This is a genomic window from Pseudomonas sp. HMSC076A11, from assembly GCF_001810205.1.
GTDB classification, from domain to species: domain Bacteria; phylum Pseudomonadota; class Gammaproteobacteria; order Pseudomonadales; family Pseudomonadaceae; genus Pseudomonas; species Pseudomonas aeruginosa.
In genome coordinates, this window is the sequence record NZ_KV800262.1 from 1 (window position 1) to 13,348 (window position 13,348).

Annotated in this window: 12 protein-coding genes and 1 pseudogene; 11 read left to right on the plus strand and 2 right to left on the minus strand. The window is 65.8% G+C overall.

Annotated elements, in window-relative coordinates; translation table 11 throughout:
• Positions 1-445: pseudogene (locus HMPREF2716_RS01450) on the plus strand (sel1 repeat family protein); the annotation flags it as partial.
• A 67-nt stretch (positions 446-512) separates the two neighbouring features.
• Here the strand turns inward: HMPREF2716_RS01450 and HMPREF2716_RS01455 are convergent.
• The gene (locus HMPREF2716_RS01455; RefSeq protein WP_073650769.1) at positions 513-1,469 is read right to left on the minus strand and encodes a LysR family transcriptional regulator; all 957 of its coding nucleotides are present in this window, start codon (positions 1,467-1,469) and stop codon (positions 513-515) included.
• Positions 1,470-1,533: 64 nt separating this feature from the next.
• Here HMPREF2716_RS01455 and HMPREF2716_RS01460 point away from each other — a divergent pair, with 64 nt between their 5' ends.
• The 3 genes from HMPREF2716_RS01460 to HMPREF2716_RS01470 are packed head-to-tail and all read left to right on the plus strand — an operon-like array spanning position 1,534 to position 4,102.
• Positions 1,534-2,784 carry a D-amino acid dehydrogenase gene (locus HMPREF2716_RS01460; RefSeq protein WP_003162206.1) on the plus strand — a complete coding sequence of 417 codons (1,251 nt, stop codon included), beginning with the start codon at positions 1,534-1,536 and terminating at the stop codon, positions 2,782-2,784.
• A 25-nt stretch (positions 2,785-2,809) separates the two neighbouring features.
• Entirely contained in the window at positions 2,810-3,160 is a 351-nt protein-coding gene (locus tag HMPREF2716_RS01465) for a RidA family protein (protein ID WP_003095925.1), read from the plus strand.
• A 42-nt stretch (positions 3,161-3,202) separates the two neighbouring features.
• Entirely contained in the window at positions 3,203-4,102 is a 900-nt protein-coding gene (locus tag HMPREF2716_RS01470) for a transporter substrate-binding domain-containing protein (RefSeq protein WP_023518165.1), read from the plus strand.
• Positions 4,103-4,106: 4 nt separating this feature from the next.
• Here HMPREF2716_RS01470 and HMPREF2716_RS01475 read toward each other — a convergent pair whose 3' ends face one another.
• Positions 4,107-4,583 (minus strand): NUDIX domain-containing protein, encoded by a 477-nt coding sequence (locus tag HMPREF2716_RS01475; protein WP_003095920.1) that lies wholly within the window; start codon positions 4,581-4,583, stop codon positions 4,107-4,109.
• A 181-nt stretch (positions 4,584-4,764) separates the two neighbouring features.
• On the opposite strand from HMPREF2716_RS01475, the gene pip reads away from it, so the two are divergent.
• The 7 genes from pip to HMPREF2716_RS01510 all read left to right on the plus strand — a co-directional run.
• Complete coding sequence (gene pip, locus HMPREF2716_RS01480) at positions 4,765-5,736, plus strand: prolyl aminopeptidase (RefSeq protein WP_023518164.1); 972 nt, start codon at positions 4,765-4,767, stop codon at positions 5,734-5,736.
• Entirely contained in the window at positions 5,733-6,170 is a 438-nt protein-coding gene (gene dtd / locus HMPREF2716_RS01485) for a D-aminoacyl-tRNA deacylase (protein ID WP_003103447.1), read from the plus strand. The genes pip and dtd overlap by 4 nt, the downstream gene beginning before the upstream one ends.
• A 452-nt stretch (positions 6,171-6,622) precedes the next feature.
• Positions 6,623-8,200 carry a glucan biosynthesis protein G gene (locus tag HMPREF2716_RS01490; RefSeq protein ID WP_003095915.1) on the plus strand — a complete coding sequence of 526 codons (1,578 nt, stop codon included), beginning with the start codon at positions 6,623-6,625 and terminating at the stop codon, positions 8,198-8,200.
• A complete protein-coding gene (gene mdoH, locus HMPREF2716_RS01495; RefSeq protein WP_003103448.1) occupies positions 8,193-10,778 on the plus strand; it encodes a glucans biosynthesis glucosyltransferase MdoH in 2,586 nt (861 codons plus the stop codon). The genes HMPREF2716_RS01490 and mdoH overlap by 8 nt, the downstream gene beginning before the upstream one ends.
• A 237-nt stretch (positions 10,779-11,015) precedes the next feature.
• Positions 11,016-11,816 (plus strand): transporter substrate-binding domain-containing protein, encoded by an 801-nt coding sequence (locus HMPREF2716_RS01500; RefSeq protein ID WP_003095910.1) that lies wholly within the window; start codon positions 11,016-11,018, stop codon positions 11,814-11,816.
• 65 nt (positions 11,817-11,881) lie between these two features.
• Positions 11,882-12,844, plus strand: a complete 963-nt coding sequence (locus HMPREF2716_RS01505; protein ID WP_003103450.1) for an amino acid ABC transporter permease — start codon at positions 11,882-11,884, stop codon at positions 12,842-12,844.
• Positions 12,837-13,348: amino acid ABC transporter ATP-binding protein (locus HMPREF2716_RS01510; protein ID WP_045108053.1), on the plus strand; the 512-nt coding region annotated here is incomplete at its 3' end. The genes HMPREF2716_RS01505 and HMPREF2716_RS01510, both read left to right, overlap by 8 nt.

Below are 13,348 nucleotides of genomic sequence, written 5' to 3' on the forward strand. Positions count from 1 at the left end.
CTAGCCTAGGAAATCCGCCGGCGCTAACCGAACTAGGTAAGCTTTATATATATGTGGCCAAAAAAAAAAGGATTTGGGGTTGGCGTATACTAACTGTGCTGCTAGCCAGGGCTATGCGCCGGCTAGTTATGAGCTGGGGGCGTATTACAAGATAGTAGAGCATAATTTCCCAAAAGCATTAGGTTACTATCAGGTGTCAGTCTCTCAGGGTGGCAAGAGCGCGGCTTTCTTCCTCTCGCGCGTCTTTGGAAACAAGACTCCTCCTGCAAGTGCAATGTGGTACGTCCCCGATGAAAAACTGCACAAACTATATGATGGTATTTACGATCGACTTGCCGCTGATCCTGATTTGCGTTTTCCCGACTTGATAAAGGACCATCCTCTGCCACCGCACCCGACCCAGGGCTACGACGCGGACCGCCCAGACTGGAAGCCGGAGCGGTAAGGACGCGAGGCGTGGGCCAGGCCAGAACGACGTCCAAGGTTTCCAGCGGCAGGCCAGGCGGCAAATGCTACATCTGCACGGCCCGCAAACGCTCCTCGGCCTGGCGGGCGAGCATCCGCAGCAGCGGAGCGAGGGTGTGCGGCGGGGTTTCGTCGGCGCGGGTGATGGCGTAGAGGGTGACCGGGAAGGCCGGGCTCAATGGGCGGATCGCGGTGCTGTGCGGGTCGGCGCCGAGGGCGGTGAAGGGATCGACCAGCGCCAGGCCGGCCCCAGCCTCTACCAGGGCGCGGGCGAGGGCGTAGGTCTGCACGGCGATCTTCATCTGCGGCGGTGGCTCCACGGCGCTGAGGTAATCCTCCAGGCGGGCGAACAGCGGGTCGGCGGTGGACAGCCCGATCAGCGCTTCGCCGGCCAGCCCGGCCAGGCTCAGCGGCTGCCGGCGTTCCGCTTCGGGCCAGTGTTCGCGCGGCGCCAGGGCCACCAGCACGCCGCTGGCGATGGCTTCGCCGCGCAGGCCGGGGTGTTCCGGCTGCTTCAGGCTCAGGGCCAGGTCCAGTTCGCGCATCAGCAGGCCCTGCACCAGCTCGCGCGAATGCAGGGTGGCCAGTTCGCAGCCGCTCTGCGGATAGCGCGCGCTCCATTCGCCGATCGCCCGCGGCAGCAGCGACAGCGCCAGGGCCGGGGTGGCGCCGATGCGCAGGCTGTGGCCCGGCTGGCGCCGCAGGTTCTGCGCCAGGCGCCGCACGGCCTGGAGGCTATCGCTGAGCTTGGCCACTTCGCGCTCCAGTTCCAGCGCTTCCGGGGTCGCCAGCAGCTTGCCGCGTACCCGCAGGAACAGCGGGAAGCCCAGTTGCTGCTCGGCGTGTTGCAGGACTTTGCTCACCGCCGGCTGGGACACATGCAGTAACTGTGCGGCGCCGCTGACCGAGCCAGCCTGGCGGATCGCCTGGAACACTTCGATATGGCGGAGCTTCATCGGCGCGAACCCATAACCTGGATTTATACCCTGGCCATCTTTATTCATTGTCCTAGCGCTGTCATCCGCGCCTATCGTCGAAGCCCTGGAAAACACCTGGATAACGATTGTCATGGCTCAGCGGGTTTGCATCATCGGCGCCGGCGTGGTCGGCCTGGCCACGGCCTACGCCCTGGTTCGCGAAGGGTTCGACGTGACCCTGGTGGAAGCGCGCGAGCGGGGCGGGCTGGAAACCAGCTACGCCAATGGCGGGCAGTTGTCCTATCGCTACGTGGCGCCATTGGCCGACAGCGGCGTGCCGGCCCAGGCGCTCGGCTGGCTGCTGCGCAACGATGCGCCGTTGCGCCTGCGGCCGCGTCTTGATCCGGCGCAGTGGCGCTGGCTGCTGGGCTTCCTCGCGGCCTGCCGCGGCTCGCTGAACCGCCGCAATGCCGCGCACCTGCTGCGCCTGGCATTGCTCAGCCAGCGCACCCTGCAGGCCTGGCGCGAGGAGGATGGCCTCGATGGCTTCGACTGGCGGCGCAACGGCAAGCTGGTGGCGTTCCGCCAACCGGCCAGCTTTGCGCGGGCTCGCCAGGGCCTGGCCGATCCCTCGGCGCAATTCGTCCTGTCCGCCGCCGAGTGCCGCGAGTTGGAGCCGGCCCTGTCCGACGCGCCCTTCGTCGGCGGCATCCACACGCCGGACGAGGAGGTCGCCGACTGCCATGCCTTCTGCGTGCAACTTGCCGAGCGCTTGCAGGCTTCCGGACATTGCCGGCAACTGCATGGCCGCAGGGTGACGAAGATCGTCGAGGGCGGCGCGGCGGTGCGTGGCGTCGAGGTCGGCGGCGATCTCATCGAGGCCGATCATGTGGTGCTGGCCGCCGGCTACCGCAGCGCCGAATTGATGCTGCCGGGCCTGCGCCTGCCGCTATACCCGCTCAAGGGCTATAGCCTGACCCTGCCGGTCGGCGCGCAGCACCGCGCGCCGGATACCAGCATCACCGATTACGACCGCAAGATCGTCTACGCGCGAATCGGCGAGCGGCTGCGGATCGCCGCGATGGTCGACATCGTCGGCTTCGACCCCGGCCTCGAGCCCGCGCGCCTGGCACTGCTGCGCCAGCAGGCGCGGGACACGTTCCCGCAGGGCGGCGATTTCGACGCCGCCGTCGAATGGGCCGGCATGCGCCCGGCCACGCCCACCGGGGTACCGCTGGTGGGCAACGGCGGCTACCGCAACCTCTGGCTCAACCTCGGCCACGGCGCGCTCGGCTTCACCCTGGCCTGCGGCAGCGGGCGCCTGCTGGCCGAGCAGATCGGCCGCCGCCCGCCGAGCATCGATACCTCTGGCCTGCTTCCGCGCGGCGCGCTGGCTGGCTGAATTCCCCTCGACCTGGAGCACTCCCATGGAACCGACCCGTATCGCCACCAACGACCGCCTGTCCGCCGCGGTCTGCTTCGACGCCCTGGTATTTCTTTCCGGCCAGGTGCCGGGCCAGGCCGAGGATATCCATGGCCAGACCCGCGAGGTGCTGGCGAAGATCGACGCGCTGCTGGCCGAGGCCGGGTCGCGCAAGGAGCGTATCCTCAGCGCGACCATCTACCTGAAGGACATCGCCCGCGATTTCGCCGCCCTGAACGAGGTCTGGACCCAGTGGTTGCCGACCGGCCAGGCGCCCAGCCGGACCACCGTCCAGGCGGAGCTGGCGCGTCCGTCGGTGCTGGTGGAGATCACCGTGGTGGCGGCCAGGGGCTGACTTACTTTCCATAGCCATAAGAAAAAAGAGGCAGAACCTCCGATGAAAATCCTTGTATCCAGCACTCTCGCACTCTCCCTGTCGCTCGCCATCGGCGCCGCGCAGGCCGAGGAACTCAGCGGCACCCTGAAGAAGGTTGCCGACAACGGCACGATAACCCTGGGTTATCGCGATGCCTCGGTGCCTTTCTCCTACCTTGGCGATAACAGCGGCCAGCCCATGGGCTATTCGGTGGAACTGGCCGACAAGGTGGTGGAGCGGCTCAAAAGCACCCTCGGCAAGCCGGAACTCAAGGTGAAGTACAACCTGGTCACTTCGCAGACCCGTATCCCTCTGGTGCAGAATGGCACCGTCGACCTGGAGTGCGGCTCCACCGGGGGCACCGCCGAGCGGCAGAAACAGGTGGCGTTCTCCTACGGCTTCATCTACGTCAAGGGCCAGTTGCTGACCCGCAAGGACAGCGGCATCGCCCACTTCGACGACCTCAAGGGCAAGAACGTGGTGACCACCGCCGGCACCACCAACGAGCGCTACCTGAAGAACTACAACGCCGAACACAAGCTGGGGATGAACGTGGTCAGCGCCAAGGACCACGGCGAAGCCTTCCAGATGCTGCAATCGGGTCGCGCGGTGGCCTTCTACATGGACGATGCGCTGCTCTACGGCGAACGCGCCAAGGCGCGCCAGCCGCACGACTGGGTGGTGGTCGGCGAGCCGCAATCGCGGGAGATCTACAGCTGCATGGTGCGCAAGGACGACCCGCAGTTCCTTGCCCTGGTCAACGAGACCCTGGCCGGGCTGTATCGCTCGGGCGAGATACAGGGCATCTACCAGCGCTGGTTCCAGCAGCCGATCCCGCCCAAGGGGTTGAACCTGGAGTTTCCCATGACCGCGGAGCTGAAGGCGATCCTCGAGAACCCCACCAGCGATCCGGTGCAGTGAGCGTCTAGCGCTGCAGGCCGAGGTGGCGGATCGACGGCGTCGGCGCGTCCAGGCGCGACCAGACGTCGTCGGCCAGTTCGGCCGGATAGAACGACGGCAGGCCAGGCAGTTCGTCGCGGGCGATCCAGCCGACCTCGCGGATATCGAACTCGTCTCCGCCCAGGCCCTTCAGGTTGGCCAGGGTCGGCTCGCCACGCCAGGCGTCGATGCGGTAGAACAGCTCCATGTGGAAGCGCCCGGCGGCGGGTTCGGCGAATTCGCGCACGTAGACCAGCGGGCCGACGTCCACCCGCAGGCCGGTCTCCTCGAAAAACTCGCGCCGGACGGTATCCTTCGTCGATTCGTCGCATTCCGACTCGAAGCCGCCGCCGGGCGGAATCCAGTAGATGTCGCCGCCGACCTCGTGGCGGACCAGCAGGATGCGTTGCTCCACCACCAGCAGGCCGGCGGCGCGGATACGGTGTCGCAAGGCCTCGGCCATGCTCGTTCTCCCGGCGCCAGGCGCCGTTGCTTGGATTGATGGTTTCCCCTCTACCGGGGCGGACATGAAAGCCGCTCGGTTTTTTTCCCGGCGCCGAAGTATCATGCGCGGCAGAGCAAAGGACGGGCCCCGCTGTCGACGTTTGCGCCGGGGGCCGAACACATCGCCTCGGGAGCGCATCATGCTAGTTCTGTATCCGGAAATTAAACCCTACGCTCGCCACGAGCTGGTCGTCGACGAACCGCATGTGCTGTATGCCGACGAAAGCGGTTCGCCGGACGGACTGCCGGTCGTCTTCGTCCACGGCGGCCCCGGCTCCGGTTGCGATGCCCTGTCGCGCCGCTTCTTCGATCCCAACCTCTACCGTATCGTCACCTTCGACCAGCGCGGTTGCGGCCGTTCCACGCCCCACGCCAGCCTGGAGAAGAACAGCACCTGGGAGCTGGTGGCGGACATGGAGCGCCTGCGCGAGCACCTGGGTATCGAGAAGTGGGTGCTGTTCGGCGGTTCCTGGGGCTCGACCCTGTCGCTGGCCTACGCGCAGACCCATCCCGAGCGGGTCCATGCGCTGATCCTGCGCGGCATCTTCCTCTGCCGTCCGCAGGACATCCACTGGTTCTACCAGGAAGGCGCCAGCCGCCTGTTCCCCGACTATTGGGAAGACTATGTCGCGCCGATCCCGCCGGAAGAGCGCGGCGACCTACTGGCGGCCTTCCACAAGCGCCTGACCGGTAGCGACCAGATCGCCCAGATGCACGCTGCCAAGGCCTGGTCGACCTGGGAGGGCCGCACCGCCACGCTGCGCCCCAACCCCATGGTGGTGGACCGCTTCACCGAGCCGGGCAGGGCGCTGTCGATCTCGCGCATCGAGAACCACTTCTTCGTCAACCAGGGCTTCCTCAGGCCCAACCAGTTGCTCGAGGACATGCACCGCATCGCCCATCTGCCTGGCGTGATCGTGCATGGCCGCTACGACGCCATCTGTCCGCTGGACAATGCCTGGGCCCTGCACCAGGCCTGGCCGAACAGCGAACTGCAGATCATCCGCGACGCCGGGCATACCGCCAGCGAGCCGGGGATAGTCGATGCGCTGGTGCGCGCCACCAACGAGATCGGCCGGCGACTGCTCGACCTGCCGCCGGAGGCCGAATGAAGGCATTGCTGCAGCGCGTCGGCGCGGCGCGGGTGGAGGTTGGCGGCGAAATCGTCGGCTCCATCGATCGCGGCCTGCTGGTGCTGGTCGGGGTCGAGCCCGAGGATGGCGAGCGTTGCGCGGCGAAGATGCTGCACAAGCTGCTCAACTACAGGGTGTTCGGCGACGACGAGGGCAAGATGAACCGGTCCTTGCTGGACGTGCAGGGCGGCTTGCTGCTGGTCTCGCAATTCACCCTGGCGGCGAACACCCGCAGCGGACTGCGTCCGAGCTTCTCCAGCGCGGCGCCGCCGGCGCAAGGAGAGGCGGTGTTCGAGCACCTGGTGAAACTGGCGCGGGAGGCCTATCCGCAGGTGGCGACCGGGCGTTTCGGTGCCGACATGCAGGTGCACCTGGTCAACGACGGGCCGGTGACCTTCCTGCTGGAGAGTTGATCGGCGTCGAGGGGATTTTCCCCAAGGTGCTTCAGGGAGGGATGGCGGGGCCGGAACGGTGAATTTTTGTGACAGATACATGGCCTTTTGTCACAACCTCGGTGCATCATCCGCACGCCGATTTCATGCTGTACAGGACCGGCCGGCATCCCGATGCCGGCCGGGGCGTCCTGCAACCCAATGGACGGGAATCATTCCGCCCGGGCAGGGTCGGAACCTCTGGGGTCGCTAGCCGACGAGCGGCATGCCCCCTGGTCTTCCAGGCCCGGTGCACGTAACGCGAATGACTGGAAACAGGCATTCTTTTTGTCAGATCGCGCCAAATCTGGCTATCTATCGGGTTTGGCAGCGGATGTGGCGAAACCATGTTCGACCGGCACTCCGGTGCCGTCGGAGACCCCTGAACGGTCAGGGCGTCTTCAGTAATTCATGTTCACGGACGAGGGGGCCTCGTGATTTTCCGTTCCGTTTCAAACACCGATTTCCGCGCCCGCGTGCGCACCCTGCTGCTTGCCGGCTCGACCGCGCTGGCATTCGTCGCCGCCCCGGTATGGGCGTTCAGCATCGACGACGTGGCGAGCAAGGCCAAGGACCTGGCCGGCGACAAGTATTCCGCGCCGACCAGCAACCTGCCATCGGAATTCAGCGAAATGAAATTCGCCGATTACCAGCAGATCCGTTTCATCAACGAGCGCGCCTACTGGGGCAAGCTGAAGACGCCGTTCAAGCTGAGCTTCTATCACCAGGGCATGCACTTCGACACGCCGGTGAAGATCAACGAGGTGACCGCTACCACGGTCAAGCCGATCAAGTACGATCGCACCAAGTTCGATTTCGGATCCCTGAAGTTCGACGAGAATGCCACCAAGGATCTCGGCTATGCCGGTTTCCGCGTGCTCTATCCGATCAACAAGGCCGACAAGCAGGACGAGATCGCCACCTTCCTTGGCGCGAGCTACTTCCGCGTGGTCGGCAAGGGCCAGGTCTACGGTCTGTCGGCGCGCGGCCTGGCCATCGATACCGCGCTGCCTTCGGGCGAAGAGTTCCCGCGCTTCCGCGAATTCTGGATCGAGCGGCCGAAGGCGCAGGACAAGCAACTGGTGATCTACGCCCTGCTCGACTCGCCGCGGGCCACCGGCGCCTACCGCTTCGTGCTGCGTCCGGGCAAGGATGCGGTGATGGATGTCCAGGCCCGCGTGTTCCTCCGCGACAAGGTCAGCAAGCTGGGCCTGGCGCCGCTGACCAGCATGTACCTGTTCGGCTCCAACCAGCCGTCCGAGCAGCACAACTTCCGGCCCGAGCTGCATGACTCCAGCGGCCTGCAGATCCATGCCGGCAACGGCGAGTGGCTGTGGCGTCCGCTGAACAATCCGAAGCACCTGTCGGTGAGTACCTTCAGCGTGGAGAACCCGAAAGGCTTCGGCCTGCTCCAGCGCGGCCGCGAGTTCTCCCGCTACGAAGACCTGGATGACCGCTACGACCTGCGTCCGAGTGCCTGGATCGAGCCGAAGGGCGACTGGGGCAAGGGCACCGTGGAACTGGTGGAAATCCCGACCCCGGACGAAACCAACGACAATATCGTCGCGTTCTGGAACCCCGAGACCCAGCCTGAGGTCGGAAAGCCGCTGGACTTCGCCTACCGCCTGCACTGGACCATGGATGAAGACGAGCTGCACGACCCGAAATCCTCCTGGGTCAAGCAGACCATGCGCTCGGTCGGCGACGTGAAGCAGAAGAACCTGATCCGCCAGCAGGACGGCAGCACCGCCCTGGTCGTCGACTTCGAAGGGCCGGCCCTGAAGGACCTGGCGCCGGACGCGCCGGTGACCACCCAGGTCAGCACCGACAGCAACGCCGAGGTGGTGGAGAACAGCCTGCGTTACAACCCGGTCCTGAAAGGCTGGCGCCTGACGCTGCGGATCAAGGTCAAGGATCCGAAGAAGCCGGTGGAAATGCGCGCGGCGCTGGTCGACGAGGCGCAGAAGCCACTGAGCGAAACCTGGAGCTATCAGCTGCCTGCCGATGAATAACCCATCCACTACGAAAGCACCGCTGGCCGACTACCTCGCTCATCTTCCCCTGGCGGAAGAGGAGCGGGAGCGGCTTGGCGAATCCGCTTCCTTCTCCGAGCTGCACGCTCGCCTGGCGGGAGCGGAAGGCGCCGCTGCCGATGCCGGCGGCGATCCCGCCCTGGCCTCGGTACGCGCCCGCCTGCAGCTGGGCACCCCTGAGCTGGACGACGCCGAGATGTTCGGCGTCGACGCCCAGGGTCGCACCTTCCTCAAGATTTCCCCGCCGATCCGCCGTACCAAGGTGATTCCCGAGCCCTGGCGCACCAACATCCTGGTGCGTGGCTGGCGTCGGCTGACCGGACGCAGCAACCCGCCCAAGCCCAAGCGCGCCCTGCCGCGGGCCCGCTGGCAGCGGGTCGGCTCGCTGCGCCGGTTCATCCTGCTGTTGCTGATGCTGGCGCAGACCTCGGTCGCCACCTACTACATGAAAGGCATCCTGCCCTACCAGGGCTGGGCCTTCGTCGACCTGGAGGAACTGGCCCAGCAGAGCCTGCTGGATACCGTCCAGCAGGTGCTGCCCTATGTCATCCAGTTCGGCATCCTGGCGCTCTTCGCGATCCTCTTCTGCTGGGTCTCGGCCGGTTTCTGGACCGCGCTGATGGGCTTCTGGGAGCTGCTCACCGGGCGCGACCGCTACCGGATATCCGGCAGCAGCGCCGGCAGCGAGCCGATCGCCGCCGATGCCCGCACGGCGATCGTCATGCCGATCTGCAACGAAGACGTGCCGCGGGTATTCGCCGGCCTGCGGGCGACCGTCGAGTCGATGGCCGCCACCGGCGAGATGGAGCGCTTCGACTTCTTCGTCCTGAGCGACACCAACGACCCGGATATCGCCGTCGCCGAGCAGCAGGCCTGGCTCGAGCTGTGCCGCGAGACCAAGGGCTTCGGCAAGATCTTCTACCGTCGTCGCCGGCGCCGGGTGAAGCGCAAGAGCGGCAACATCGACGACTTCTGCCGGCGCTGGGGCGGCGACTACCGCTACATGGTGGTGATGGACGCCGACAGCGTGATGAGCGGCGACTGCCTGGCCAAGCTGGTGCGCCTGATGGAGGCCAATCCTGAGGCGGGGATCATCCAGACTGCGCCGAAGGCGTCCGGCATGGACACCCTGTATGCGCGCATGCAGCAGTTCGCCACCCGCGTCTACGGCCCGCTGTTCACCGCCGGCCTGCACTTCTGGCAACTCGGCGAGTCGCACTACTGGGGCCACAACGCGATCATCCGCATGCAGCCCTTCATCGACCACTGTGCCCTGGCGCCGTTGCCGGGCAAGGGCTCGTTCGCCGGCGCGATCCTGTCCCACGACTTCGTCGAGGCTGCGCTGATGCGCCGTGCCGGCTGGGGCGTGTGGATCGCCTATGACCTCGACGGCAGCTACGAAGAACTGCCGCCGAACCTGCTCGACGAACTCAAGCGCGACCGCCGCTGGTGCCACGGCAACCTGATGAACTTCCGCCTGTTCCTGGTCAAGGGCATGCACCCGGTGCACCGCGCGGTGTTCCTCACCGGGGTCATGTCCTACCTGTCGGCGCCGTTGTGGTTTTTCTTCCTGGTGCTTTCCACCGCGCTGCTGGCGGTGCACCAACTGATGGAGCCGCAGTACTTCCTGGAACCGCGGCAGCTGTTCCCGATCTGGCCGCAGTGGCATCCGGAGAAGGCCATCGCGTTGTTCTCCACCACCCTGACCCTGTTGTTCCTGCCCAAGCTGCTCAGCGTAATGCTGATCTGGGCCAAGGGCGCCAAGGGTTTCGGCGGGGTGATCCGGGTGACCCTGAGCATGCTCCTGGAGATGTTCTTCTCGGTGCTGCTGGCGCCGGTGCGCATGCTCTTCCACACCCGCTTCGTGCTGGCCGCCTTCCTCGGCTGGTCGGTGCAGTGGAACTCGCCGCAGCGCGACGACGACGCCACGCCCTGGAGCGAGGCGATCCGCCGGCACGGCATGCAGACCCTGCTGGGTATCGCCTGGACCCTGCTGGTGGCCTGGCTCAACCCGCGCTTCCTGTGGTGGCTGTCGCCGATCGTCGGTTCGCTGATCCTGTCGATCCCGGTATCGGTGATCTCCAGCCGGGTGAAGCTGGGCCTGCGCGCCCGCGACGAAAAGCTGTTCCTGATCCCGGAGGAGTACGACACGCCGCGCGAGCTGCGCGCCACCGACGAGTACACCTACGAGAACCGCTGGCATGCGCTCAAGGATGGCTTCCTCAAGGCCGCCGTCGATCCGTTGCTCAACGCCCTGGCCTGCGCCATGGGCACGGCTCGCCACAACCGTGCGCAGGCCATCGAGACGGTGCGCGGCGAGCGTATCGGCAAGGCCATCGATAAGGGCCCGGAACAGCTCGACGGCGCCACGCGCCTGGCTCTGTTGAGTGACCCGGTAGCACTTTCGCGCCTGCATACGCGGGTCTGGGAAGAGGACCGCGACGACTGGCTCGGCCGCTGGCGCAAGGCCGAGGCGGACGACCCCCACGCCGCCAGCGTACCGCTGGCCCAGGTAGTGCCCGGCGACGCCGGCCTGCTGCCCGCCGCCCAGTCCTGATCCCATGCCCCCGGCGGAACGCCGCCGGGGGCATGGTCTGTTTCTTGCCTGTTTTCCCCGTGCGGCGCTGCTGTTACCCTGCGCCGGCAATCCAGAAAGTCTCGTATCGTTCGCCAGCTGAGGTACTATCGGCCGCCTTTTGCGCAGCCGGTCATGGCCTGCTGCCCGCCCGGGACGGCGACACGACGAGAGCATCCGTTCGACGACTGTGTTTCTAAGACTGCTGGGGATTGGGGAATGAAAAAGTATCTTGCTTCATTGGTTCTGGGCGTCTGCGCCCTGGTGGGCGTGGCTTCGGTCCAGGCGGCCGGCGCGGTGGAGGACGCGGTCAAGCGCGGCACCCTGCGGGTCGGCATGGACCCGACCTACATGCCGTTCGAGATGACCAACAAGCGTGGCCAGATCATCGGCTTCGAAGTCGACCTGCTCAAGGCCATGGCCAAGTCCATGGGCGTCAAGCTGGAGCTGGTCTCCACCAGCTACGACGGCATCATCCCGGCGCTGCTGACCGACAAGTTCGACATGATCGGCTCGGGCATGACCCTGACCCAGGAGCGCAACCTGCGCCTGAACTTCTCCGAGCCCTTCATCGTGGTCGGCCAGACCCTGCTGGTGCGCAAGGAACTGGAAGGCAAGATCAAGTCCTACAAGGACCTGAACGATCCGCAGTACAGCATCACCTCGAAGATCGGCACCACCGGTGAGATCGTTGCCCGCAAGCTGATCAGCAAGGCCAAGTACCACGGCTTCGACAACGAGCCGGAAGCGGTGATGGACGTGGTCAACGGCAAGGCTGACGCCTTCATCTACGACTCGCCCTACAACGTGGTGGCGGTGAGCAAGTTCGGCGCCGGCAAGCTGGTCTACCTCGACCAGCCGTTCACCTACGAGCCGCTGGCGTTCGGCCTGAAGAAAGGCGACTACGACAGCATCAATTTCATCAACAACTTCCTCCATCAGATCCGCGAAGACGGCACCTATCAGCGCATCCACGACAAGTGGTTCAAGAACACCGAGTGGCTGAAGGAAATGGAATGAACCGCTGACGGCCCCCGCGAAGGGGGCCGTCGTACCTGCGCATTCCATCGTTCGAGAGAGTTTCCGTGACCAAGAAGAAACGTTCCGTCTGGCCCTGGCACCTGCTGACCGGGCTGATCCTGCTGGTCTTGGCCTGGGCGCTGTGGTTCTCCACCTCGCTGATTTCCTATGAATGGCGCTGGAACCGCGTTCCGCAGTACTTCGCCTACCAGGCCGAGGAGCCGTTACGGGCCAACGAGATCGGCCGGGTCGAGGCTATCGAGGAACAGGGCAGGGACGCGCGCGTCACGCTGCTTGGCGAGAGCGGCGAGAAGCAGGTCGTGACCGTCGCCCAGGACAGCCTGCAATTCTCCGAAGGCGACGACGTGGCCGAGGGCGACGCGGTCGGGGTGACCCGCCACTGGGCCGCCGGCCCACTGCTCTGGGGCCTGTGGACCACCCTCTGGCTATCGCTGGTGTCCGGTGCCATCGGTCTGGCTATCGGCCTGGTCGCCGGCCTCTGCCGGCTGTCGAAGAACCCGACCCTGCACGACCTGTCGACGATCTACGTCGAGCTGGTGCGCGGCACGCCGTTGCTGGTGCAGATCTTCATCTTCTACTTCTTCATCGGCACCGTGCTCAACCTGTCCCGCGAGTTCGCCGGGGTTGCGGCGCTGGCGCTGTTCACCGGCGCCTACGTGGCCGAGATCATCCGGGCCGGCGTGCAGTCCATCGCCCGCGGACAGAACGAGGCCGCCCGCTCCCTGGGCCTGAACGCCGGCCAGTCGATGCGCTACGTGATCCTGCCGCAGGCCTTCAAGCGCGTGCTGCCGCCGCTGGCCGGGCAGTTCATCAGCCTGGTCAAGGACACCTCGCTGGTCTCGGTGATCGCCATCACCGAACTGACCAAGAGCGGCCGCGAGGCGATCACCACCTCGTTCTCCACCTTCGAGATCTGGTTCTGCGTCGCCGCGTTGTACCTGCTGTTGAACCTGCCCCTTTCGCACATGGCATCCCGACTGGAGCGGAGGCTCGGACAAAGTGATTGAAGTACGCAACCTGCTGAAGGTCTTCGATACCCGCGGCCAGGTAGTGCGCGCGGTGGACGACGTGAGTACCCGCGTGGCCAGGGGCGAGGTACTGGTGGTGATCGGTCCGTCCGGTTCCGGCAAGTCGACCTTCCTGCGCTGCCTGAACGGCCTGGAGGAGTTCGACGAAGGCTCGGTGAGCATCGACGGCGTCGACCTGGCCGACCCGAGGACCGACATCAATGCCTACCGCCGCGAAGTCGGCATGGTGTTCCAGCATTTCAACCTGTTCCCGCACATGACCGTGCTCGAGAACCTCTGCCTGGCCCAACGCGTGGTGCGCAAGCGCGGCAAGGCCGAGCGCGAGGCCAAGGCGCGGGCGCTGCTGGCCAAGGTCGGCATCGGGCAGAAGGCCGACGAATATCCCTCGCGCCTGTCCGGCGGCCAGCAGCAGCGCGTGGCGATCGCTCGCGCGTTGTGCATGGACCCCAAGGTGATGCTGTTCGACGAACCGACCTCGGCGCT